Annotated in this window: 20 protein-coding genes and 1 pseudogene; 10 read left to right on the top strand and 11 right to left on the bottom strand. The window is 69.9% G+C overall.

Annotated features, from left to right (window positions below; genetic code table 11):
- Window positions 1–9: 9 nt before the first annotated feature.
- On the bottom strand, window positions 10–1,206 hold the full coding sequence (locus tag ACIRRY_RS19585) for a CaiB/BaiF CoA transferase family protein (RefSeq protein WP_403974117.1): 1,197 nt from the start codon (window positions 1,204–1,206) through the stop codon (window positions 10–12).
- Window positions 1,207–1,557: 351 nt separating this feature from the next.
- Here ACIRRY_RS19585 and ACIRRY_RS19590 point away from each other — a divergent pair, with 351 nt between their 5' ends.
- Genes ACIRRY_RS19590 through ACIRRY_RS19600 form a run of 3 tightly spaced genes read left to right on the top strand, consistent with a single transcriptional unit; the run spans window position 1,558 to window position 4,445 of the window.
- Window positions 1,558–2,079: a nuclear transport factor 2 family protein gene (locus ACIRRY_RS19590; RefSeq protein WP_403974119.1), complete on the top strand. Its 522-nt coding sequence runs from the start codon at window positions 1,558–1,560 to the stop codon at window positions 2,077–2,079.
- Between the two features lie 60 nt (window positions 2,080–2,139).
- On the top strand, window positions 2,140–3,516 hold the full coding sequence (locus ACIRRY_RS19595) for an LLM class flavin-dependent oxidoreductase (protein ID WP_403974121.1): 1,377 nt from the start codon (window positions 2,140–2,142) through the stop codon (window positions 3,514–3,516).
- Window positions 3,513–4,445: an HpcH/HpaI aldolase/citrate lyase family protein gene (locus tag ACIRRY_RS19600; RefSeq protein WP_403974124.1), complete on the top strand. Its 933-nt coding sequence runs from the start codon at window positions 3,513–3,515 to the stop codon at window positions 4,443–4,445. Before ACIRRY_RS19595 ends, ACIRRY_RS19600 begins: the two co-directional genes overlap by 4 nt.
- Here the strand turns inward: ACIRRY_RS19600 and ACIRRY_RS19605 are convergent.
- From ACIRRY_RS19605 to ACIRRY_RS19620, 4 genes are all read right to left on the bottom strand, one after another.
- Entirely contained in the window at window positions 4,419–5,087 is a 669-nt protein-coding gene (locus ACIRRY_RS19605) for a DUF6518 family protein (RefSeq protein WP_403974127.1), read from the bottom strand. The two genes, ACIRRY_RS19600 and ACIRRY_RS19605, sit on opposite strands and share 27 nt — an antisense overlap.
- 97 nt (window positions 5,088–5,184) lie before the next feature.
- Complete coding sequence (locus ACIRRY_RS19610; RefSeq protein WP_403974129.1) at window positions 5,185–6,813, bottom strand: AMP-binding protein; 1,629 nt, start codon at window positions 6,811–6,813, stop codon at window positions 5,185–5,187.
- 5 nt (window positions 6,814–6,818) lie between these two features.
- Window positions 6,819–7,013 (bottom strand): 4Fe-4S domain-containing protein, encoded by a 195-nt coding sequence (locus ACIRRY_RS19615; RefSeq protein WP_329264604.1) that lies wholly within the window; start codon window positions 7,011–7,013, stop codon window positions 6,819–6,821.
- Window positions 7,014–7,092: 79 nt separating this feature from the next.
- On the bottom strand, window positions 7,093–7,563 hold the full coding sequence (locus ACIRRY_RS19620; protein ID WP_403974131.1) for a hypothetical protein: 471 nt from the start codon (window positions 7,561–7,563) through the stop codon (window positions 7,093–7,095).
- On the opposite strand from ACIRRY_RS19620, the gene ACIRRY_RS19625 reads away from it, so the two are divergent.
- On the top strand, window positions 7,553–8,050 hold the full coding sequence (locus ACIRRY_RS19625; RefSeq protein ID WP_403974133.1) for a dienelactone hydrolase family protein: 498 nt from the start codon (window positions 7,553–7,555) through the stop codon (window positions 8,048–8,050). The genes ACIRRY_RS19620 and ACIRRY_RS19625 overlap by 11 nt on opposite strands.
- Window positions 8,051–8,725: 675 nt before the next feature.
- Here the strand turns inward: ACIRRY_RS19625 and ACIRRY_RS19630 are convergent.
- Window positions 8,726–9,784: a LacI family DNA-binding transcriptional regulator gene (locus ACIRRY_RS19630; RefSeq protein ID WP_403974136.1), complete on the bottom strand. Its 1,059-nt coding sequence runs from the start codon at window positions 9,782–9,784 to the stop codon at window positions 8,726–8,728.
- 149 nt (window positions 9,785–9,933) lie between these two features.
- Between ACIRRY_RS19630 and ACIRRY_RS19635 the strand changes: the two genes are divergently transcribed.
- The 4 genes from ACIRRY_RS19635 (at window position 9,934) to ACIRRY_RS19650 (ending at window position 14,002) form a co-directional block, all read left to right on the top strand.
- Complete coding sequence (locus ACIRRY_RS19635) at window positions 9,934–11,052, top strand: substrate-binding domain-containing protein (protein WP_403974139.1); 1,119 nt, start codon at window positions 9,934–9,936, stop codon at window positions 11,050–11,052.
- A 111-nt stretch (window positions 11,053–11,163) separates the two neighbouring features.
- Entirely contained in the window at window positions 11,164–12,198 is a 1,035-nt protein-coding gene (locus ACIRRY_RS19640) for an ABC transporter permease (protein WP_403974141.1), read from the top strand.
- The gene (locus tag ACIRRY_RS19645) at window positions 12,195–12,974 is read left to right on the top strand and encodes an ATP-binding cassette domain-containing protein (RefSeq protein ID WP_403974143.1); all 780 of its coding nucleotides are present in this window, start codon (window positions 12,195–12,197) and stop codon (window positions 12,972–12,974) included. Before ACIRRY_RS19640 ends, ACIRRY_RS19645 begins: the two co-directional genes overlap by 4 nt.
- Window positions 12,975–12,988: 14 nt before the next feature.
- Entirely contained in the window at window positions 12,989–14,002 is a 1,014-nt protein-coding gene (locus ACIRRY_RS19650) for an aldose 1-epimerase (RefSeq protein WP_403974146.1), read from the top strand.
- Between the two features lie 377 nt (window positions 14,003–14,379).
- Here the strand turns inward: ACIRRY_RS19650 and ACIRRY_RS19655 are convergent, their stop codons facing one another.
- From ACIRRY_RS19655 to ACIRRY_RS19675, 5 genes are all read right to left on the bottom strand, one after another.
- A complete protein-coding gene (locus ACIRRY_RS19655) occupies window positions 14,380–16,143 on the bottom strand; it encodes an RICIN domain-containing protein (RefSeq protein WP_403974149.1) in 1,764 nt (587 codons plus the stop codon).
- Window positions 16,144–16,302: 159 nt separating this feature from the next.
- The gene (locus ACIRRY_RS19660) at window positions 16,303–17,124 is read right to left on the bottom strand and encodes a carbohydrate ABC transporter permease (protein WP_403974151.1); all 822 of its coding nucleotides are present in this window, start codon (window positions 17,122–17,124) and stop codon (window positions 16,303–16,305) included.
- Window positions 17,121–18,104, bottom strand: a complete 984-nt coding sequence (locus ACIRRY_RS19665; RefSeq protein WP_403974154.1) for a carbohydrate ABC transporter permease — start codon at window positions 18,102–18,104, stop codon at window positions 17,121–17,123. The genes ACIRRY_RS19660 and ACIRRY_RS19665 overlap by 4 nt, the downstream gene beginning before the upstream one ends.
- Before the next feature lie 188 nt (window positions 18,105–18,292).
- Entirely contained in the window at window positions 18,293–19,540 is a 1,248-nt protein-coding gene (locus ACIRRY_RS19670; protein ID WP_403974157.1) for an extracellular solute-binding protein, read from the bottom strand.
- A 59-nt stretch (window positions 19,541–19,599) separates the two neighbouring features.
- Window positions 19,600–21,591, bottom strand: a complete 1,992-nt coding sequence (locus ACIRRY_RS19675) for a glycoside hydrolase family 127 protein (RefSeq protein ID WP_403974160.1) — start codon at window positions 21,589–21,591, stop codon at window positions 19,600–19,602.
- 268 nt (window positions 21,592–21,859) lie between these two features.
- On the opposite strand from ACIRRY_RS19675, the gene ACIRRY_RS19680 reads away from it, so the two are divergent.
- A complete protein-coding gene (locus ACIRRY_RS19680; protein ID WP_403974162.1) occupies window positions 21,860–22,879 on the top strand; it encodes a LacI family DNA-binding transcriptional regulator in 1,020 nt (339 codons plus the stop codon).
- 53 nt (window positions 22,880–22,932) lie between these two features.
- Window positions 22,933–23,350: pseudogene (locus tag ACIRRY_RS19685) on the top strand (transposase); the annotation flags it as partial.

The raw sequence follows: 23,350 nt of genomic DNA on the forward strand, positions 1-23,350 counted from the left end.
CTTCGGGCTTCAGATCACGCCCTGCTCGGACAGTTCCCGGCGCCGGTCGGCGTCGAGGCCGAGGAGTCCGCCGTAGATCTCGTCGTTGTGTTCGCCGAGAGCGGGGCCGAGGTGGCTGATGGCTCCCTGGGTGGCCGAGAAGCGGGGTACCGGTGCCTGGACGCGCATCGCGCCGAGCTGCGGGTCCGGGACCGACCGGTAGACGTCTCGGGCCACCATCTGCGGGTCGGCGAGGAGTTGGGCGGCGTGGTAGACGGGGGCGGCGGCGACGTCGGCCGCCTCGAAGACGGCCATCGCGTCGTCCAGGGTGTGGGCGCCGATCCAGTCGGCCATGATCGCGTCTATCTCGGCGGCGTGGCGCAGGCGTTGCTGTGCCTCGGCGAACCGTGGGTCCTCGGTCAGTTCGGGGCGCCCGACCGCCTGGAGGGCGCGCTTGGCGATCGTGGGGGCGCTGCCGGACATGGCGAGCCAGTGGCCGTCCTTGGTGAGGTAGACGTTGCGCGGTGCGCTGATGTCCCAGCGGTTTCCCGTGCGGTTGGGGACGCTGCCGAGTTGGTCGTAGGTCAGGACCGACTGTTCCAGCAGCCGGGCCAGCGGGTCGATCAGGTTGATGTCGACGAGTTGACCGTCGGCTCCGTGCACGTCGCGGTGGTAGAGAGCCATCATCACCGCGTAGGTGGCGGTGAGTCCCGCGACGCCGTCGGCGAGCATGAAGGAGGGGAGGGTCGGCGGGCCGTCCGGGCTGCCGGTGAGGTGGGCGAATCCGCTCATCGCCTCGCCGAGGGTGCCGAAGCCGGGGCGGTCGGACTTCGGGCCGCCCGCTCCGTACCCGGTGACGTGGACCATCACCAGGCGGGGATTCTCGGCGGCGAGACTCGGGTAGTCCAGGCGCCACTTCCGCAGGGTCGACGGGCGCAGGTTCAGTACGACGACGTCCGCCTGCCGGGCGAGCCGGCGCAGCAGGTCCCGTCCGGTCTCGTGGCGCAGGTTCAGGGTGACGCTCTTCTTGTTGCGGCCCACGCTCTTCCACATCAGGCCGACGCCGTCCTTCTGGGCGCCCCACTGCCTCAACGGGTCACCGCCGTCGGGCTGTTCGACCTTGATGACGTCCGCGCCGTGCTCGCCGAGCCAGGTGGCGATCAGTGGTCCGGCGGCGAGGGTGGCGGCGTCGAGGACGCGGAGTCCGGCCAGTGGTCCGTCACTCATGGTGCGTTGCCTGCCTTTCTGTTGGTCGTCGTCCAGTGGTGCTCCGGGCGAGTTCCGCGTGCGGCACCTCCGAGGGTCGGCGCGTGCGGGCCGGGGTGAAGTCACCGGCGGCGGACCCGAGTTGCCGCATCGTCGCGCCCATGGGACGGACCGCCACGCTAGTGCGGCTCGCGTGCTCGCCCCGGGTGCGTTCCCGCTCAGCGGGCACGGGACATGACGCGCACCGGGGACCTTCCTATGTTGATCGGGAGCGCCTCGGCGCTTCTTGTGTCGATCAAGGGACGCCCAGGCCTGCCGGGTGACGCGTCGTCAACCCGCCCTGGGCGTACGCCATATGACGAGGAGCGAAGCATGCGGACCGACTCGGCGCCGACCACCGCGATCACCCGGCTCGCGGCGAAGCAGGAGATCACGGAGGTGCTGTACCGGTACTGCCGTGGCCTCGACCGTATGGACCGCGCGCTCGCCGACACCGTCTGGCATCCCGACGGCACGGCCGACTACGGCCCTTCCTACCGGGGATCCGCGGCGGGTTTCCTCGACTTCGTCTGGCCTTATCACGACCAACTCGCCGCGCATTCGCACCTGGTGTCCAACGCGCTCGTCGAGGTCGACGAGGCGGCGGAGACCGCGGCCAGCGAGTCCTACGTCTCGGTGTGGCTGCGGACGCGCCCGGTCAACGGTCTCGTCACGGACCTGTTCCATCGGGGCCGGTATGTCGACCGCTGGTCGCGGCGGGCGGGCGTATGGGCCATCGACCACCGGGCCTATGTCGGTGACCTCTACCGCGAGGTGGCGCACCTGCCCGAAGCCGTCGAGGCGCCCTCGGGACGTCGGGACGGCACCGACCCCTCGTACGAGGTGTTCCGCTGACCCGACACGGCACCGGCCTCGGATCACCGCCCCTCGCCTCCCTGTTCACGAAAGGCCCCGATGACCACGTCACGCGGTGACCAGTTGACCCTGGTCGCGTTCCTCCAGGCGTCCAACGTGTCCGTGTACTCCGGCTCCTGGCGCTATCCCAGCGCCGCCGCGGACTTCCTGGACCTGCGCTACTACCAGCGGATCGCGCGCGTGCTGGAGGAGGGCATGTTCGACCTGATGTTCTTCGACGACCGGCTGGCGATGCCGACGATCTACGGCAACTCGCCCGCCGACGCGGTCCGTTACGGTGCGCGCCCCGTCAAGCTCGACCTGAGCACGGTGCTGGGTGCAGTCGCGGGCGTCACCGAACACATCGGTCTGGGCGCGACGTACTCGACGACCTACTACCAACCCTTCCATGTGGCGCGGACGTTCGCGACGCTCGACCACCTCAGCGGCGGTCGGGCCGCGTGGAACGTCGTGACCTCGGTGAACGACGCCGAGGCCCAGAACTTCGGCCTGGACGAGCACCTCGAGCACGACAAGCGGTACGACCGGGCCGAGGAGTTCGTCGAGGTCGTCTCGAAGCTCTGGGACTCGTGGGAGGACGACGCCATCGTCGGCGACCGTACGGCCGGGATCTTCGCCGACCCCGACAAGGTCCACGAACTCGACCACCGGGGTGAGTACTTCAGCGTGCGCGGGCCGCTGACCGTGCCGCGCACCCCGCAGGGGCGGCCGGTGATCATCCAGGCCGGGCAGTCGGGCCGGGGCCGGCTGTTCGCGGCCAAATGGGCCGACCTGATCTTCACCGCCGACCCGAGCCAGGAGATCGCGCGCGAGCACTACCAGGAGCAGAAGGACCTGATCGCCGAGGCCGGACGGGACGCGGACGCCGTACGTCTGCTGCCCATGGTCTACACGATCGCCGGCGAGACGGAGGCGATCGCCCGGGAGAAGGAGGCGCTGTTCCTCGACGAACTCGTGCATCCCATGGCCTCGTTGACCCTGCTGTCCGAGGTGACCAACCACGACTTCGCGGGCCACTCGCTCGACGACGTCGTCACGGACGAGCTCATCGACTCGGTCTCCGGGATCCGCGGGCTGGTCCAGGGGGTACGGCGGCATCTGGGCGACCGTCAACTGACCCTGCGCGTGCTGGCGAACCACCGGGCCACGCTGCTCCAGGGCCCGCGTTTCGTGGGCACCGGGCCGCAGATCGCCGCGCAGATGCGGCAGTGGTTCGAGTCGCGCTCCTGCGACGGTTTCGTCCTGGCCGCCACCCATTTCCCCGGTGCCTTCGAGGACTTCGTGCGGCTGGTGGTGCCCGAACTCCGTCGGCTGGGGCTCGTCCGCAGCGAGTACACGGGCAGCACCTTGCGGGAGAACCTCTCCCTGGACCGCCCGGCGAACCTGTTCACCGAGGAAGAGGCCACGACACGATGACCGTCCCTCCCCTGCGCCGCTCGGAGCTGGCCACCCCCGCCTCCAACGACCACATGTTCGCCAAGGCCGCCGCCTCGGACGCCGACCTGGTCTTCCTCGACCTGGAGGACGCGGTGGCCCCCGCGCTGCGCGAACAGTCCCGGGGCAAGGCCGTACAGGCGTTGAACGAGTACGACTGGGGCACCACCGTCCGTGCCGTGCGGATCAACGGGATCGACACGAAGTGGGCCCACGGCGACATCATCGAGGTGGTCGAGGGGGCCCGGGAGAACCTGGACACGATCATCGTCCCGAAGGTCACGGCCGCGCGGGACGTGTGGTGGGTCGACGTGCTGCTGAACCAGTTGGAGGAACGGCTGGATCTGCCCAAGCGGATCCGGCTGGAGGTCCTCATTGAGGACGTGGCCGGCGTCGCGCACGCCGAGGAGATCGCGACCGCGAGCAACCGGCTGGACGCCGTCATCTTCGGCGCGGGCGATCTCTCGGTGTCGCAGGGCGCCCGGGTGGACACCAACTTCCGTCCACGGGAGCCCTATCCGGGCGACTTCTGGTACTTCGCGCGGATGCAGGTGCTGACCGCGGCGCGCATCGCGGGCATCGCGGCCATCGACGCCCCCTATCCCGACTTCCGGGACCCGGCCGGCTACGAGGAGGACGCGCGCTCGGCGGCCTCCCTGGGGTTCGACGGCAAGTGGGCCATCCATCCCTCGCAGATCGAGATCGCGAACCACGTCTTCCGCGCGAGCGACGACGAACTCCGACGGGCCCGGCGCGTCCTGGAGGCGTATCGCGCCGCCGAGGCCCAGGGCCTGGGCGCGACCAGCGTCGACGGTCAACTCGTCGACGCCGCCCACGTGAAGCTCGCGGAGAACGTCCTCGCCCAGCACGCGGCGGTCACGGGCTCAGGCCGAGAGAGTCCGCAGCGGTAGTTCGACGATCGCGTACGCGAGGAGCGCGCAGGGCACCGCTGCCGCCAGGGTGAGCGCGCGCTCCCGGTGTGTGCGGGCCAGCAGCAGGGGGAGCAGGACGAACACCGTGCCGCAGGCCCAGGCCTGCGGCATGTAGTGCAGGACCCGGGCGTACATCGCCCCCTCCATCCCGAAGAGTCCGGCGAACGCGGCCAGTCCCGCGATACGGCTCCACGCGCGCGTGCCGTGTCGCCACGCGTGGGCCGCGACCCCGAACAGCGGTCCCGCCACGCAGGCCATGCCGAGCCAGACGAGCGGGAAGTACAGTGAGCCCATGCCGTCGCGCCCGAACTCGGCATAGCCGTAGTACCCGACGACGAGCCCAACTTCCGCGCACAGTCCCGCTGTTACGGCCCGGAGTGCCGTACCCCGCTCGGCGAGCAGTGCTCCGGCGACGAACGCGGCGGCCGACCAGACGGCACCGGAGTTGGCGAGCTGGTTCCAGGCCCCCGGGAGCCATCCCTGGGCGAGGTTGGTGAGCACGCCGAGCAGCAGCCCGCCGACTGCCGCCGTCGTCAGGGCGGCCCCCGCACCGGGACTCCCGACCTCTTCCGCCAGGTCGTCCGGGATCGCCGTCGCCGCCATGCCACCCTCCACGGTCACGCTCGCTTCCGACGCACCGCGTGTGCGCCGCGACGGACTATACACACCACGTATACGTGCGGTGTATAGCCGTCCGGTGAAGCGCATCGCGGAACGCTCAGGGGCGAGTCTCGGCGGCCTGGACCCGTAGCCGTTCCCGCAGTTCGTACTTGCGGACCTTGCCCGAGGGGGCGAGCGGCAGTTCCGTCACGACCTCGACGCGCTCCGGTGTCTTCTGCGGGGCGACCCGGTGCCGGGCGAACAGTTCGCGGACCTCCTCGATGTCCAGCGTGCCGCCGTCGAGGACGACGAACGCGGCCACGCGCTCGCCGTAGCGCGGGTCCGGCTCGGCGACGACGGCGGCGTGGCGCACCCGGGGATGGGTGGCGAGGATGTCCTCGACCTCCTTGGAGGCGATGTTCTCGCCGCCCCGGATGATGATGTCCTTGATGCGGTCGGTGATGGTCAAATACCCCTCCGCGTCGAGCCGTCCGACGTCGCCGGTGCGGAACCAGCCGCCGGGCACGAACGCCGACGCGTCGTGGACGGGGTCGCGGTAGCCGACGAACTGGCTCGGGCCGCGGGTCAGGACCTCGCCCTCCTCCCCCGCCGGCAGCTCACGCAGCTCCTCGTCCACGATCCGTACCTCGTCGCCGAAGCGCACCACGCCGTCGGTCAACGACCGCTTCGACGCGGGGGCGTCCAGCGGGGAGGTCGCGCAGCGCGGATGCTCGGTGCTGCCGTAGGCGCGAGCCACGACGATGCCGGCGGCGTCGGCCCTGGCGACCAGCGCGGGCGGTACGTTGGCGCCGCCGACCTGGACGAAACGCAGGCTGGAGATGTCCCGGCCGTGCTTCTCGGCCGCCGTGAGGATCGCCTCGACGTGCAGCGGGGTGCCGCTGGTGATGGTGCAGCGGAACTCCTCGACGAGTTCCACGGCGTGGGCGTCGTGCCAGCGGTCCATGTGCACGGTGTCCGTGCCGCCGGTGATTCCGCAGCACGCGGCGAGCAGGCCCGCGACATGGCCGGAGGGCCAGGGGATAAGCCGGGTGTCGCCCGGTGCCGTCTCGTTCATCAGGTCGCCCTTGCGCAGTTCGCGCAGCAGCGAGTTGTGGGTGTGCTGCACGCCCTTGGGCACGCCGGTCGTCCCCGAGGTGTAGATCACCGCGCACACGTCGTCGGCCCGTACGCCTTCGGGTGGTCGTATCTCCCCCTCCCCCGCGAGGAGTTGGGCCCAGGGAACAGTGTCCGGCGCGGGCCGCTCGCCGGTCATCACGACGTGCTTGAGGGCGGGTCCCGGATCGAGGCGGGCCAGGCGGGCGGTGAAGTCGATGGAGCGCCAACTGTCGGGCAGGATCAGCACCTTGGCGCCGGCGTCGCGCAGGATGGCGCCGACCTCGGCCGAGTCGTAGATGTGGGTGATGGGCAGCACGACGGCGCCGACCAGCCAGGCGCCGAAGTACGACACCACGAGTTCCTGCCGGTTGGGGATCTGTACGGCGACCACGTCACCGGGCTTCACTCCCCTTCGGCGCAGTCCGGCCGCCGCGCGCCGGCCGAGGGCGAGCATGTCGGTCAGGGCGAGCGTGGTGCGCGTCGCCTCCGAGGCGAACACGAACCGCGTCATCGGGAAGCGCGTGCCCGCGTCCTCCAGGGTCTCGGCCATGGTGCGCGAGGAGTGGTGGCCCTCCTGGTACCAGCGGTCCCGCAGCGCCGCGAGGTCGTGCTGTCGCTGTTCTGGTGTCACGGGGGTCACTCCTGGATCCGGATCGCGAGTGCGGGGCACACGGCCGCCGCGGTACGGACGTCGTCGGCCACCTCCGGCGGTGGGTGCTCGGTCAGCAGGACGACGACGCCGTCCTCGTCGCGCTGGTCGAACACGTCCGCCGCCGCGGCGACGCACTGCCCGGCGGCGACGCACTTGTCCTCGTCGACGACGACCTTCATGAAGCCCTCCCAAATGGCTTGGCGTACGGACCCGGGCCGCGCCTCCCCGGCGGGGAGACACGGCCCGGATCACGCTGACTCAGTGGTAGCGGGACAGGGGAACCCGGGCGACCATGCCGTCCACGGCACCGCCCTCACGCGCGTCGGACCAGGTGACGTAGGCGTACTTGCCGTGGATGAGGATCCGCGACCACTCGTCACCACCGCTGCCGAGGAAGGTGTACGGCTCGCTCGTCCGGTTGACCTTCACGGTGCGGGGGAAGGTCTTGCCGCCGTCGAAGGAGACGGTGGAGTAGGTGTCGACGAGCCCGCCCGCCACATGTCGCCACATGATGCCCAGCGTTCCCCCGGGACCGAAGTCGATCCAGGGCTTGGACGCGCCCGGTGCCGCGACCACGGCCGGACCGGTCCAGGTGCGGCCCGCGTTGTTCGTGACGTACACCTCCACGTTGTCGCCCCGGGGCAGCAGCAGCGCGAACCGGTTGGTCCTGGTGGGGTCGGCGGTGACCCAGGGGATCGGGTCCGACGCCAGCACTCTGGTGTCCGGCACGAGGTCGCCCGAGGGCGGTGCGACCTGGACTCCGTGGCTGTCGGTGACGGGGTACGCGGTACGCGGTGAAAGTCAGCGGTCCGCCGTGATGGGTTGGTCGATGGGCGGCGGCGGCACGCTGGAGAGCGCCGCGAACACGCCCTCGCTCAAGGCGGCCATCGCCCTGACCCCCTGGGACATCACCAATCCCGCCGGCCAGATCACGGTACCCACCATGATCTTCGGCGCCGACGGCGACAACGTCGCCCCCGTCTCCGCCTTCGCCCTGCCCGCCTACAACGCGCTGACGAACGCCCACGACAAGGCGTTCGTCGAGCTCAGGAACGCCGACCACTTCACCTTCGCCAGCCCCAACACGACCGTCGCCGAGTACAGCATCGCCTGGCTCAAACGCTTCGTCGACAACGACACCCGCTACGACCAGTTCCTCTGCCCGACCCCGAGCGACCCCAACACCGTCGCCTTCCTGAACACCTGCCCGCTGTAACCCCGACGAGAGTGCGGCGGGCACGGGCGCTCACCGGCGCCCGTGCCTGCCGCGACGTCGCACCGTCTCCGATTCCGATGACACTCCTGATCCACTGACGAGGCGATGCCGCGATACCGGTCCGACCCGATGCGACTCCGACCTGCTTGTTCCACTGGAGGGCGAGGCCATCGGAGTTGCCTGACTCGGCGACTTCGCTGAGCGCTTCCAGGAAGATTGCCCGTCCGATGGGCCCTGCGGACTGGGGCGACCTCTCCGCTCGGCGCGTGCGGTGAGGCGTCCGGCCGGTCCCGCTACTTCACGCCATTGCCGTCGGAGTGCCGTGCCCTGCTCGGAGTTGGACGGGTCACGATCCTGGAGGCGGAAGGTACGCGGCGCTCGGCGCCAGGTCGCGGCCGACCCTGCGATCCCGACTTGGCGCCACCGGGTTCCACTCCGTGCCCCCGGAGTCGAGACGGCGACTGCGTCAGCGGATAGCGCGCAGCGGCCCGGTGCAAGGACACGCCGGCGAAAGCGAGCATCTGGCCCCAGCCCGGGGGCAGTTGCGACTGAGAGACGCTCATCTCCAGCGGCAGACGCGAAGGCCGGCTGCGCCATCGGCCCGATGATCGCGAAGAAGGTGCGCCAAGGGCCCGCCCCGTCGAGGCGGGCGATTGTCCCGTTGCGGGCGTCCGTTCAGTCGTGGCGGGGCCCTCCGGCCGCGATCTCGCCGGAGCCCCGCTCGATCAGCCGGGTCGGAACGGTGACGATGCGGGTGGGTGACTGGTCGCCGTCCAGTCTGCGGAAGAGCATCTCGGCGGCTGTCCTGCCCAGTTGCTCGACGTCCTGGGCGATGACGGAGATCCCGGGGCTGAGCAGGTCGGCCAGGGGGAAGTCGTCGAAGCCCACGTGGGCGACGGTGTCCTGCAGGCCGAGTGCGCGCAGCGCGCGCAGCGCCCCGATGGTGACCAGGTTCTGGCTGGTGAACAGCGCGGTGGGCGGGTTCGGCAGCGCGAGGAGTTGTTCGGTCGCGCTGATGGCGGACTCCTCGCTGGCCCCTGTGTGCCGGACGATCTCGTCGGCGTACTCGATGTGCTCGACTTCCAGGGCGTGCCGGTAACCGGCGAAGCGCTGGGCGGCGGTGGGGATGGTCGCGCGGTCGCCGAGGTAGGCGATGCGACGATGGCCGGCCCTCAACAGGTGGTTGACGGCGGCGAGGGCGCCCTGCCGGCTGTCGGAGAGGACGGTGTCCGCGTCGAGCAGGCTGGGCTCGCGGTCGACGAAGACCAAGCGGGTGCCCGAACGCTGCTCGCTGATCAGATAGCTGTGGTCGCGGCCGGCCGGCACGATCACCAGGCCGTCGACCCGCCGGTCGATGAGAGCCTGGGCCAACTCCCGTTCCCGGGCCGGGTCCTCGTCGAGGCTTCCGACGAGGACGAGCACTCCGCGCTCGCGTGCCACGTTCTCGACGGTGCGGGTCAGGGCCGCCGAGAAAGGGTTCGCCGAGTCCTCGACGAGCATGCCGATCGTGGCCGTCCGGCCGTCTCCACGGCGCAGGCTGCTGGCGGTCAGGTTGGGCCGGTAGCCCAGTTTGTCGGCCGCGTCACGCACCCGGGCGGCAATGGCCGGATCGACGGTGGGAACCCCGTTGACCACGCGCGACACCGTCTTGATGGCGACGCCGGCCAGCGCCGCCACCTCGCGCATGGTGGGACGGCTGCGGGGGGACCGGGGCGGCGACTCGCCCAGAGTCATCGTTGTCTCCAACTGATTGCGCGTTACCTACTCGTTGCCGACCCATGTCTACCAGTGCCTTGACGCGCTCGTCCATACGGGCCCAGTATCCCGTCGAGTCAACGTTGTCTCAGCGTCGACCACGGGACGGCTCCGAAAGGGATCACGCCATGAACCTCTCCTCCAGCCAGGCCTCGGGCCTTCGCAGTCGGCGCACCCGGGCGGCAGCGATCGGCATCACCGTGTGCCTCGGCGCCACCCTCGCGGCCTGCGGTTCTTCCGACGGAAGCTCCTCATCGTCCGGCAGCGGGAAGGTGGGCGTGTCACTGATCCTCAAGACACTGAGCAACCCGTACTTCGTGAGCATGGAGAAGGACGCCAAGACACAGGCCGCCAAGGACAACGTGGGCCTCACCGTGGCGGCGGGCACGTCCGACGGCGACACCCAGACCCAGATCACCGCCATCGACAACGCCGTCTCGCGCGGCGACAAGGGCATCCTGATCACCACCAACGGCGACGCGGTCAACGCCGCGTTGAAGCGCGCCAAGCAGGCCGGCCTGTTCGTGATCGCCCTGGACACCGCGCCGAACCCGGCGAACGTCGCGGACATCACCTACGCCACCGACAACGAGCAGGCGGGCAAGCTCGACGGCCAGTACGCGGCGGCGGCCCTGAACGGCAAGCCCGCGGTCATCGCCATGCTCGACCTGTTCAACAACCAGGTCGTCTCGGTGGACATCGACCGCGACCACGGCTTCCTGGAGGGCATGGGCATCGACCCGGGCAGCAAGACCGAGAACGGCAAGGAGGCCAAGTCCGGGAAGTACACCGGCGGTACGGGCGGTACGTACACGATCGCCTGCCACCAGCCCACCCAGGGCGCCATCGACGGCGGACGCACCGCGATGGAGAACTGCCTGTCGGCCAACCCGGACATCAACGTCGTCTACGCGATCAACGAGCCGGCGGGCGAGGGCGCGTACAACGCGCTGAAGGCGGCGGGCAAGGAGAAGAACGTCGCGATCTACGCGATCGACGGCAGCTGCTCGGGCCTGAAGAACGTCACCAGCGGCAAGTTCGCCGCCGACGCCGTGCAGTACCCGGGCAAGATGGCGGCGCTCGGCGTCAGCTCCATCGCGAAGCTGGCCCGTGGCGGCAGCAAGCCCGGCGTGACCACCGGCAAGTCGTTCTACGACACGGGCACCGCGCTGGTCGCCGCCAAGTCCATCGGAGGTCTGACGGTCCAGTCCCCGTCGCAGGCCGCTTCCGCCTGCTGGGGCAGCTGACCCGGTCGGCCGCCGGTGCCGCCGGTACGGCGCCGGCGGCACACCCGCACCACACGCGCCCATGAGCCCCTACGAAGGCCCGCACGAGGGAAAAAACCGGAAGGACCCCCTGTGACCACCCACGTGGACAGTGAAGCGACACCGGCACCGGCGGAGGACTTCCTCAACCGGCCCGCCACGCCAGCCCAGCGCATCCACTCGGTGCTGCACCGCCAGCCGGCACTCAGCCCGGCGATCGTCCTGGTGCTCGCCGCCATCGTGTTCTCCCTGGTCAACGACCGCTTCTACGCGTTGCAGAACCTGTCGCTGGTCGCCCAGCAGACGGCCGTCATCGGCTCGCTGGCCGTCGGTCAGACCGTCATCATCCTCACGGCCGGCATCGACCTGTCCATCGGCGCTGTCATGGTGCTCGCCTCGCTGCTGATGTCGAAGCTCGTCGCGGACAACCACCTGCCGGGAGTGGTGGCCCTGCTCGCGGGAGCGGCCGTCGCCATCGCCGCACAGGCCGTCAACGGGCTGCTGGTGACCAGGATCAAGCTGCCGCCGTTCATCGTCACGCTCGGCACCCTCAGCATCTTCACCGCGATCACGCTCATCTACGCCAAGGGCCAGACCGTCTCCCTGCAACCGGGCAGCATCCTCATGTGGAGCGGCGAGGTCGTCTCCATCGGGCAACTGAACCTGACCAACGGCGTTCTGCTCATGATCGGCCTGTACGCGGTGATCGGCTACGCGCTGCGCTACACCGCCTGGGGCCGCCACCTGTACGCCGTCGGCGACGACATCGAGGCCTCCCGCCTGGCCGGCATCTCCGTCAACCGGGTACTGCTGAGCGCCTACTTGGTCGGTGGCTTCGCCATCGCCGTGGGCGCCTGGATCCTGGTCGGCCGGGTCGGCGGCGGCGACCCGAACAGCGGCCTCAACGCCAACCTGCAGTCGATCACCGCCGTCGTCATCGGCGGCACCAGCCTGTTCGGCGGACGCGGCGTGGTGCTCGGCTCGTTGATCGGCGCGCTCATCGTCCAGGTCTTCGTCAACGGTCTGGCACTGGCCGGGATCGACCCCAACTACCAAGTCCTGACAGTCGGCGTCCTGGTGATCGCGGCTGTCTCCGTCGACCAGTGGATCCGGAGTGTGAAGTCGTGACCACCACCGCCCCCGTTCTCGAAGCCAAGGGCCTGGTCAAGGTCTTCGGCCGGGTCGTCGGCCTGAGCGACGTCGACCTCACCCTCTACCCCGGCGAGGTGCTCGCCGTCATCGGCGACAACGGCGCCGGCAAGTCCACCCTGATCAAGTGCCTTTCCGGGGCGCTCGTCCCCGACCGGGGCAGCATCCTGGTCGACGGATCCGAGGTGAGCTTCAAGCGGCCGCAGGACGCCCGCGAGGCCGGCATCGAGACGGTCTACCAGACACTCGCCGTGGCCCCGGCCCTGGACATCGCCAGCAACCTCTTCCTGGCTCGCGAGATCCGGCGCAAGGGTGTGCTCGGCTCGGTGTTCCGCATGCTCGACACCGGCGAGATGAAGCGTCAGGCGTCCGACCACATCAAGCGGCTGGGCATCAGCACCCTGCAGAACATCAACCAGGCCGTGGAGACACTGTCCGGCGGCCAGCGGCAGTCGGTGGCCGTCGCCCGGGCGGGCGCCTTCGGCGGCCGGGTCGTCATCCTCGACGAACCCACCGCCGCCCTGGGCGTCCGCGAGACAGGCCAGGTGCTCAAGCTCGTCCGCGACCTGCGCGACCAGGGCCTGGGCGTCATCCTGATCAGCCACAACATGCCCAACGTCTTCGACGTCGCCGACCGCATCCACATCCAGCGCCTCGGCGGCTGCGCCGGAGTCATCACCCCACGGTCGCACTCCATGGAGGACGCGGTGGCCATCATGACGGGCGCGAAGAAACTCGTCCCGGAAGCCGGCTGAGAGGCAGCGGCGGGATGGCCGACGAGTACCGGATCGCCGAAGGCCGCCTCGGCGGCGAACCCACCGTGACCGTCTCCGCGCCGGAGGGACTCGTGTGCGCCGTCCTCGCCCTGCGCGGGGCGACGCTGTTGAGCTGGCAGGTCGGACGCGGAGCGGCCGGGCAGTTGACGGAACTGACGGACGGCTACCGCGACGAGGCCGAATTGCTGTCGCAGGACGGCGTGCGAGCAGGCCTGCTCGCGCCGTTCCCCAACCGCGTAGCCGACGGCCGTTACCACTACGGCGGCCGCGACCACGACCTGCTGCCCGGCCGCCGCGCGGACCGCCTGATCTACCACGGTTTCGTCAGAGAGTTGCCGTTCGAACTCATCAGTGCCACCACGACGGCCGACTCCGCTCGCCTGCTGCTGCGCACCACGAGCATCAGACCGGGCAGGTACTCCGGCTACCCGTTCGCGCTCGACCTCGACGTGGAGTACACCATCGGCCCCCGCGAACTCGGCATCGAGATCCGGGCGACGAACGTGGGCGGCACCACCGCCCCCTACGCGTCGGGATGGCACCCGTACTTCACCCTCTCCCGCCCCGTCGATGACCTGGTCCTCCAGATCCCCGCCCACACCCTGATCCGCACCGACGCGTCCCTCATCCCCCTGCGCGGAAAGGACGCCTTCCTGCCCCTGGACCGCTGCCCCGACCTGGACTTCCGCACGCCCAGGCGGCTTGGCGACGCCGTCGTCGACGCCTGCTTCGCCGACCTGGCCCCCGGCCCCGGCGGCCGGACCGAGACGGTGCTGAGCGACCCCGTGACCGGCGACGGACTACGGGTGTGGCAGCACGGCGGCTACCTGCACGTCTTCACCGGCGACACCCTGGCCCGCGACCGGCGCACCTCCATCGCCCTGGAACCCGTCGAGGCACCCACCGACGCCTACAACCGTCCTGAACACGCCACCACCCTGGCACTGGAGCCCGGCCGGCAGCGGGAATTCCGCTTCGGTGTCACCTATATGCCCTCAACGCACTGAGCCTCTGTCAAGCCAGCGGTGCAGCCCGCGAGTTGGACTGTCCTGCGCAACGGCGAAGCTCTTGGTAGACGGGTAGTCGACCAAGGCGCGGGTGTAGGGATGTTGTGGAGCCCGGTGCCCTGGCCGAGATACTGCGTGAGGTCCGCTCCACGGTGCCCGGCGCGGTCGTCGGCACCACCACGGGTCTGTGGACCTGTTCGGGCCCCGAGGAACGGTACGCGCTGCTCGCCTGTCCACGGAATTCACCTTCCCGACGACGCCTTGGCGTCGGACAACAGGGCCCTTGTCCGCGCCGCCCGCGCCGTGGCGACCTGACGACGGACGAGACGGTCCCGCGCTCGCCGTGGACGGCCGGCGCGGGACCTTTGGCGGTCGACTCAGCGAGCGGTCAGCTTCCACAGGTGGTCGGCGGTGCCGTTGTCGGACCACTGCAGGACCTGGGCGCCGGAGGTGGTGCTCATCTGGTCGACGCCGAGCAGGAGTCCGCTGTTGTAGTTGGCGATCTTGGCGTAGCCGTCGCGGGCGGGGATGACCTGCCAGAGGTGGTCGGCGGTTCCGTTGTCGCCCCAGATCAGGGCGGTGCCACCGTTACTGGTACCCGCGTTGGTGATGCCGAGCAGCAGGCCGCTCTTCTGGTTGACGATCTTATAGAGGCCCTGGCCCGCGGCCACGAGGGTCCAGTTCTGGTCGGTGCCGGTGGTGGACGTGGCCTGGACGACCGAAGTGCCTTGCGTGGTGGCCGCGTTGAGGGTGTCCAGGGCGAGGCCGCTGTTCTTGTTGGTGATCTGGTAGCGCCCGGCCAGGGACGTCGAGGTGCCGCTGGGGGTGATCGTCAGGTGGTAGCCGTCGGTGGCGTTCATCGTGACCGGCACCGTGATGGAGCCGTTCGAGACGGAGTAGTCGGTGTCGGAGATCGTGATCGGACCCGGGGAGGCGGTGGTACGGCCCGTGTCGGGGCTGTACTCCAACTTCACGTGGACGGTGCTGCCGTACGCCGGCAGGGAGGAGAGCCCGTTGACCGTGACGGCGCAGGAGCCGGTGCAGCCACCCGCGACGACGCTGATCTGGTTGCCCGCGCCGTTGAGGGAGGCGAGACCGTCGATGCCGGTCTGGGCGGGCGGTGTGGTGGTGAGCATGTTCCCGGACATGCCGCCGTACCACTTGTACGTCCAGTAGGAGCCGTTGGGCGAGCCGCCGGTGTCGGTCAGGGTGTCGCCGAGGGTGCCGTAGTGGTTCCAGAAGGCCAGCTCGGCGTCGCGGACTCCCGCGCGCTCGAACTTGGCGGCGTAGCCGACGAGGGCGCCCGAGTTACCCATTTCGGCGGGCGTGCCGTACTCCTCGATGTCGATCGGGCGCGGGCTGATGCCGAGGCTGCTCTCCAGTGAGCGGTAGGCCGCGACATGGGCGGCGATGGCGGAGCTGCCCTGGAGCTCGTGCCAGGCGATGACGTCGGGGACCGTACCGCTGGCCTTGGCATCGGTGAGGAACGTGGTCATCCAGGACTGGTTCCACACCGAGTAGCTCGGGCCCTGGATCGGGGTGGTGGTGTCCTTGGCGCGGACCTCCTTGAACGTACGGGCCCAACCGGCGTCGAACGCCCCCGCGTTGGCGGTGTCCCAGGTCCAGTCCGGCTCGTTCCACAGCGCGTACGCGCTGATGTTGCCGGCACCGGAGGACTTCACAGCGGCGACCTGCTGGTCGACCGCCGAGAGCCAGTTGCTCCAACTCACCCACTGGTAGGGGAAGTTCGGGTACCAGTCCGGCATTCGTACGACGACCTTGGCACCCGCAGCCGCGGCCTTCGGGGCGACGACCAGGGCGTCGCCCGCGGGTGCGGGTTCCCCGTTGGGGAGTTGGCTGCCGCCGGGCGCCATCTGGACGAACGTGTTGGGCTTCAGGGCCTGTACGAGGCTGTCGGTGGGGGTGCTCGCAGTGGCGAGGCCGTAGAGGCTGCCCGTGCCGACATGGGTGACGGAGCGGAGGTTCTGCGCGGCGTTGACGATCAGGGTGGTGGACGAGGTGGGGGTGGCCTGGGCGGGTGTGCCCGTCAGGGCGACGGCGGTGGCGGCCATGGCTGTGGCCATCGCGGCGGCGCCGACGCGGCCGAGGGGCGCTCTCGAACGGTGGCTCAGGTATGACATCAGCGGCTCTCCTGAGGAAGGGGGGACTTGACGAGTGCGGTGCGGTGACATGCGGAGGCGGCTCGGAGGGCAGCCGACCGATGGCCGGGAGTGACGGCGCGGCATCGGCGGCCCGCGGCCCCGCCCGACCGGTGGGCCGGGGGCGGCCGGCACTGTGGATCAGTCCTTGACCGCGCCGGCGGTGACACCCGCGGCCACATAGCGCTGGGCGAGGACAAGGAGGACGGCGGCCGGGATCGACGCGACGACGGCGGTGGCCATGATCGCGTTCCACTCCTGGTTGTTGTTGCCGATGTACTTGTAGATGCCGAGCGTGATCGGCCGCCAACTGCCGCCGCCGTCAAGGGTGTTGGCGAAGACGAAATCGGACCAGGCCCACAGGAAGCTGAAGAGCGACACGGTGACCACCGCGTTGCGGCTGACCGGCAGCACGACGGACCGGAAGGTGCGCCAGGTGCCGGCGCCGTCGATGCGGGCCGCGGAGATCAGCTCGTCGGGGATGCCCGACATGAAGGCCGTGAAGATCATCACGCCGAACGGCACGGCGATGGTGGAGTCCGCGACGATCAGCCCCCACCAGGAGTTGAGCAGACCTAGGTCGAGGAAGATGCCGTAGAAGCCCATCGCCATGACGATGCCCGGGATCATCTGGGCTACCAGTAGGGCGAGTCCGAGGGTGCCTCCGCCCAGCGGGCGCAGTTTGGCCAGGGCGAATCCGGCCGGGGCGGCGAGGACCAGGGTGAGGGCCACCGTACCCAGGCCGATGAGCAGGCTGGTGCCGAGGTAGGGCAACTGGTCGTTCAGGACGGCCCGGTAGCCCTCGAAGGTGGGGTGCAGGGGCAGCAGGTCGGGCGGGGTCTTGCGCATGTCCTGCTGCGGGGTGAGGGACACGTTCAGCATCCAGTACACCGGGAACAGCATCACGGCGGTCAGCAGGACGCCGATAACGGTGTAACGGCGCTTGCCCGTACGGGACTTCACGCTTCCTGCCTCCTCTGGACGCGGATGTACAGCAGGCCGAAGACGAGCGCGATGAGGATGAGGATGTTGCCGACGGCCGCGCCGGGGCCGAACTTCGGCAGCAGCGTGCCGAAGCCGAGCTGGTACGACCAGGTGGCGAGGGTGGACGACGCGTCGCCCGGACCGCCCTTGGTCATGATCCAGATCAGGTCGAACACCTTGAGGGTGTAGACCAGCCCGAGGAGCAGGGTGATCGCCGACACCGGGCGCAGCAGCGGGAAGGTGATCCTGCGGAACTGCTGCCAGGCACCGGCCCCGTCCAGGGACGCGGCCTCGTACAACTCCCCGGGAATGTTCTGGAGTCCGCTGTAGAGGATGACGAGGTTGAACGGGATGCCGATCCAGATGTTCGCGATGACGACCGAAGTCAGCGCCCAGTTCGGCGAGTTGAGCCAGTCCACCGGGGACACGCCCACGAGGTGCAGGGCGTAGTTGATGACTCCGGACTCGCTGTTGAACATCCACGACCAGGTCGACGCCGACACGATCAGCGGCAGCAGCCAGGGGATCAGGAACAGGGCACGCAGGGTCGCGGCCAGTCGGAAGTGCCGGTTGAAGAAGACGGCGAGGGCGAGCCCGGCCACGTATTGGAACGCGATCGACGCGAAGGTGAAGATCAGGGTGTGGCGCATGGCCGGACCGAACGTGGGGTCGTCGAGGACGGTCCTGAAGTTGTCGAGGCCGGAGAAGGGCGCGTCCCCCTGCACGAACGACCGGACGGTGTAGTCGCGCAGGCTCAGGTCGAGGTTGCGGTAGAGGGGATAGAGGTAGAAGGCGGCGAGGTAGGCGACCAGTGGGGCGATGAAGGCCAGCGCGGTGAGTCGGCTGCCGCGACGCTGTCGGCGCCGCAGGTCCGACGCGTCCGTCCGTTGTCCGGTGCCGGTCGCCCCGGACCTGGCCGGGGACCGCTGCGAGCGGCGGTCGACGCGGGCGATGGTCATGCGTACTCCTGGCTGAATGCGGGTGGCGAGTCCGGGCGGCGGGGTGTCCGGGGGCGGCGGTTTCCGGGCGGGCGCGACTTCTGGGCAGGCGCGACTTCTGGGCGGGCGGCGATTCCGGGCGGATGCGGTTTCCGGGCAGGCGGCGATTCCGGGCGGGTGCGGTTTCCGGAGAGGTTCGGGAGCCTGTGTCAGCCCTTGCTCGCGGCGGTTTGAGCGGCGTCGAGGGCTGCCTGCGGGCTCTTGCCGCCGGAGAGTGCGTTCTGTACGGCGGTCCACAACGGCTGGGAGATTGTCGGGTACTTGGTGCCCAGACCGTCGCTGGTGCGGCCGCGAGCCGCCGCCACCGCGCCGACCCACGCCTTCAACTCGGGGTTCTGCTTGACCTGTTGGGCCTGCACCTGGGCGGTGGGCGCGACGTACGTCAGGGTCGTGTCGGTGGTCAGCAGGTTCGCGGAGTTCGTCAGACAGGTGACGATCTTCTTGCTGACGTCGTAGCGGGAGGAGTCCTTCTGCACGGGGACGGTGACGAACTCGCCGCCGGTCGGCACCGGGGCCGAACCGCCGTTCTGCCCGGGGATGTTGATGACGCCGTACCCGAAGCCGGCCTTGTCCGCGTTGCCGAGCTGCCAGGTGCCGTTCTCGCTGAACGCGTAGTCGCCGGTGGCGAACTCCTGCCAGCTGGTGGTCTGGGTGTTCTGCAGCACGTCCTTCGGCGCGTATCCGCCGTCGACCCACTGCTTCCACAGCGACAACGCGGCCACGCCCTTCGCCGAGTCGAGCTCGGTCAACTCGCCGCCCGCGCCCCAGAACCACGGCAGGAACTGGAAGCTGCCCTCCTCCGTGTTGATCGCGGAGAAGGTGATGCCCTTCTTGCCCGCGGACTTGACCTTCTTCAGCGCCGCCGTGAGCGAGGCCCAGTCCTTGATGGACGCGGGGTCGACGTGGGCCGCGGTCAGGATCTTCTTGTTGTAGTAGAGCGCGAGGGTGTTGGCGCCGATCGGCACCCCGTAGGAGGCGTTGTCGATGACGCCGGCGCCGAGGATGTTCTTCTGGATCGACGACGTGTCGAGGCCGAGGTCGCCGGTCTTGTTGAGGATTCCCGCCTCGACGAGCGTGGAGACGACCGGGTTGTCCACCAGCATCACGTCGGGGGCGTTGCCCTGCTGGGCGGCGAGCAGCGCCTTGTTGCCCAGGTCCGTGGTGTCCATGCTGGTGCGCTTGACCTTGACCCCGGCGTCGGTGCCGCACTTGGTGACGAGCTTGCCCCACGCCGAGGAGGCGTCGAACTGCGGATACGGGTCCCAGAAGTTGTACGTCCCGCCGGTCTTCCCGGAACCGGAGGCGGAGGAGTCGGAACCGCCGCCGCAGGCGGCGACAGCGGTGAGCGCGCCGACGGTGGCGACGGCGGCGAGAAGGGTGCGGCGGGTGTTTCTCACGGTGACCTCGTTGTCTTGGTGCGGCTCGTAGGAGGGGACAGGGGACGGGTGTTGCGGGGTCAGGAGGTGGGCAGCCAGACGCGCATGCCGCCGTCCTGGCGGTTGGCCCACGCGTAGTAGGGAATGGCGGTGAGCTCGAACGGCGCGCCGTCCGTTGCCGGTGCCTCGCTGTCGGCGGAGGTGTACGGCCACCAGCCCGCGTCGGGGAGTTGGCGCCGCCGGCCGATCGCCGTCACCGTCGTCACACCGCCCAGCAGGTCGGGCCGGTGCCGCACGGCGAGCGGACCGGTGCGGTCCAGGACGATGTCGTCCAGTCCACCGCCGGGGTTGTCCACCTGCTCCAGGCAGTAGACGAGCGGCCCACGCTCGATCGCGACGCAACCGCGCACGGCGTCCACGCGGGGGTCGGCCGCGGTCAGGCGCGGCGCGAGGGCGAGTTCGAGGACGACCTGGTCGCCCGGGGCCCAGGTGCGCTCAAGTCGTAGCCAGCCGTCGGCCACGGGGGCGTCGGTCTGGTCGTACTCGGTGTCCCCGCACCGCACTCGGTACTCGGCGCACCACTGCGGGACGCGCAGCGAGAGGGTCCAGGGGCGGTCGGCCGGGGTCTCCTCGACGGTCAGGCTGATCGCGCCCTGCCACGGGTACCCGGTCTCGACGCTCACCGCGACCGAGCTGCCGTCGAGGTCGCCCGTGTAGCGACCGGTCGTGTACTGGTGGATCTGGAGGCCGCCGGTGTCGCTGGTGGCGAGGTAGTGCTCCAGCGAGGCCAGCAGCCGCATGACGTTCGGCGGGCAGCAGGCGCAGCGGAACCAGCGGGTGCGGCGGGCCGACTGGTCGCCGCCGGGGTCGGTGTGGCCGTCGCGGACCTGGAGCGGGTTGACGTACAGCCAGCTCTCGCCGTCGAGCGACACCCCGGCGAGGAAGCCGTTGTACAGGGTGCGTTCGATCAGGTCGGAGTAGCGGGCCTCGCCGGTGAGCAGGGCCATCCGCCAGCTCCACAGGACGGAGGCGATGGCCGCGCAAGTCTCGCAGTACGCACGCTCGTTGGGGAGTTCGTACGGGTCGCCGAAGTCCTCCTCGTCGTGATGGGCGCCGAGGCCGCCGGTGAGATGGGTCTTGGTGGTGGTCATCGCCCGCCACAACTTCTCGCCCGCCGCCCGGAGTTCGGCGTCCCCGGTCTCGGTCGCCAGATCGGCGGCGGCCGCCAGCAGGTACAACTGCCGTACGGCGTGGCCCTCCACGGTGTCCGCCTCGCGCAGTGGCACCCGGTCCTGGCAGTAGGCCTCGCCGCCCAGCAGGCCGTGACCGAAACGGTCGACGAAGTAGCCGGCCAGATCGAGGTAGCGGCGCTCGCCGGTCTCCCGGTACAGCTCCACAAGGGCGGTCTCGACCTCGGGGTGGCCGTCGATTCCGTCGATCTCCTTGCCGCTGCCGGGAAGGCCGAACACGGAGTCGATGTGGTCGGCGAACTTCAGTGCCACGTCGAGGAGTTCGGGCCGACCGGTGGCCCGGTGGTGGGCTACGGCCGCCTGGATGAGATGACCGGCGCAGTACAGCTCGTGACCCCAGCGCAGGTCCTTGTACCGCTCGCCGCCCTTGACCAGTTGGAACCACGTGTTGAGGTAGCCGTCGGGCTGCTGGGCATCGGCCACCAGGGAGACGATCCGCTCCACATCGGCTTCCAGCCCGGCCGAGGATCCCTGGGCCAACTGCCAGGACGCGGCCTCCAACCACTTGTAGACGTCCGTGTCCACGAACGGGTACGCGCCCCGGAACTCGCCCTCGGTCGCGCCCGCCGCCAGCCTCAGGTTGTGCAGATTGCCCGCGGACTCCAGCAGTTCGGGGCCCTGCGGGAGCGAGACACTCGCGTTCACCTCGCGACGGGTGCTCCAGAAGCCGGCGCGTACCTCGACCGCGGCAGGCGCGAGTGCGGCCTTGGCGCCCGGTCCGAGACGGACTGGTCCGAGGCGGACCGGCCCTGGGAAAGTGCCTGCCTCTTCGGACGGGGCCGGGGCCGAGGAGGAAAGCGCGGTGGAACGTGGGCGGGGCATGGCTCTCCGAAGAGGTAGGTGGGAAGCGGGTCGGGGAGCCGACGCGCGACGAGCGTCAGGGCCGCAGGACGTCCCTGAGGTCGGACGGGCTTAGCTCCATCTCTCGGACTCGCTGAGGAAAACGTTTTTCTGCCCGGAAAGGTAGGAACGGGTCCGAGTGCGCGTCAAGGGCTGTGGCAAACAATTTCTCTGCTCGGCCAGATCTGGCCAGCTGCCGCGAACGATGCCAGGATGCGTCTGACGACGTCATCCAGGAAAAGGGTTGCGTGTGACCGCCGTGCCAAGTCTTCCGCCCACCGGGCGGGCAAAGCTCACCGACGTAGCGAAACTGGCCGGCGTCAGTGTCGGGACAGCCTCAAAGGCGCTGAACGGCAGTGGGAGCATGCGCCCGGAGACCCGGCAGCGGGTCCTGGACGCCGTCGAAGAGCTGGACTTCCGGCCCAATCAGCAGGCGCAGAGCCTGCACACCGGCCGCAGTTGGACCGTCGGGCTGATGACGACCGACGGCATCGGTCGCTTCAGTACGCCCGTCCTCCTCGGGGCCGAGGACGCGCTCGGCGCCGGAAAGATCTCCGTGCTGCTGTGCGACACCCGCGGCGACGCCATCCGCGAGCAGCACCACCTGAGCAATCTCATGGGCCGCCGGGTGGACGGCATCATCGTGACCGGCCGAAGGACCGACCCGCGCCCGCCGCTGAAAGGTGTCGAGCCGATCCCGACGGTCTACGCGCTCTCGCCGTCCACCGACCCGGACGACATCTCCGTCGTGTCCGACGACCGGAGCGGCGCACAACTGGCCGTCGAGCACCTGCTGGCCACCGGCCGCACCCGCATCGCGCACATCACCGGCCCGGCCCACCACGCCGCTGCCCGCGACCGGGCCCACCACACCCTCGAACTGCTCAAGCTCTCCGGCACGGAACTCGCCACCGGCCGCGTCCACTTCGGGGAGTGGAGCGAGGCATGGGGCCGCCGCGCCGCCGACGCGGTCCTGCGCACGGCACCCGACACCGAGGCCTTCTTCTGCGGCAACGACCAGATCGCGCGCGGTGTCACGGACGCGCTGCGGGAACGCGGGGTGAGCGTGCCCGCCGACATCGCCGTGGTCGGCTACGACAACTGGGACGTCATGGCCCTGGCCTCGCGTCCGCCCCTCACCACGATCGACACGAACCTGGCCGAGGTCGGCCGCCAGGCCGCCCTTCTGCTGCTGGACGCCATCAGCTCCAAGCCGGCGCCCGGCCTGCACACCGTTCCCTGCCGTCTTGTCGTCCGCGAATCCACCTGAGCCGTTGTGGACGGGGCGGGGAGGACCGAGCACGGATGGTCCGGGGGTGTGGGGTGGCTCGGCCGAAGCCGTGGAAAGTCGATGACGCGTTGCGTGCGGTATTCGAGCCGCTGTTGTCCAAGGCTGAGCGTCGGGCCCGGCCTCCGGGACTCGAGCGACATCCGGACCGGCTGGTGTTCCGGGGCATCCTGTTCGAGCTGCACACCGGCATCTCCTGGTAACACCTGCCGCAGGAACTCGGCTTCGGCTCGGGCATGACCTGCGGGCGCCGCCTGGCCGAGTGGACCGAGGCCGGGGTATGGGCCCGACCGCACGATGTCCTCCTTGCCAGGCCGTGCCACCGGCGCAGGCAAGCGCGGCCGGCCTCGGCGCCGCCCGGACGTGGTGCTGGGTGACCGTGGCTACGACCACGACAAGTACCGCCGACCGGTCTGGGACCTCAACGTGAAGCCGCTGATCGCCCGCCGCGGT

It is taken from the genome of Streptomyces sp. NPDC101776 (genome assembly GCF_044766845.1).
Taxonomy (GTDB): Bacteria; Actinomycetota; Actinomycetes; order Streptomycetales; family Streptomycetaceae; genus Streptomyces.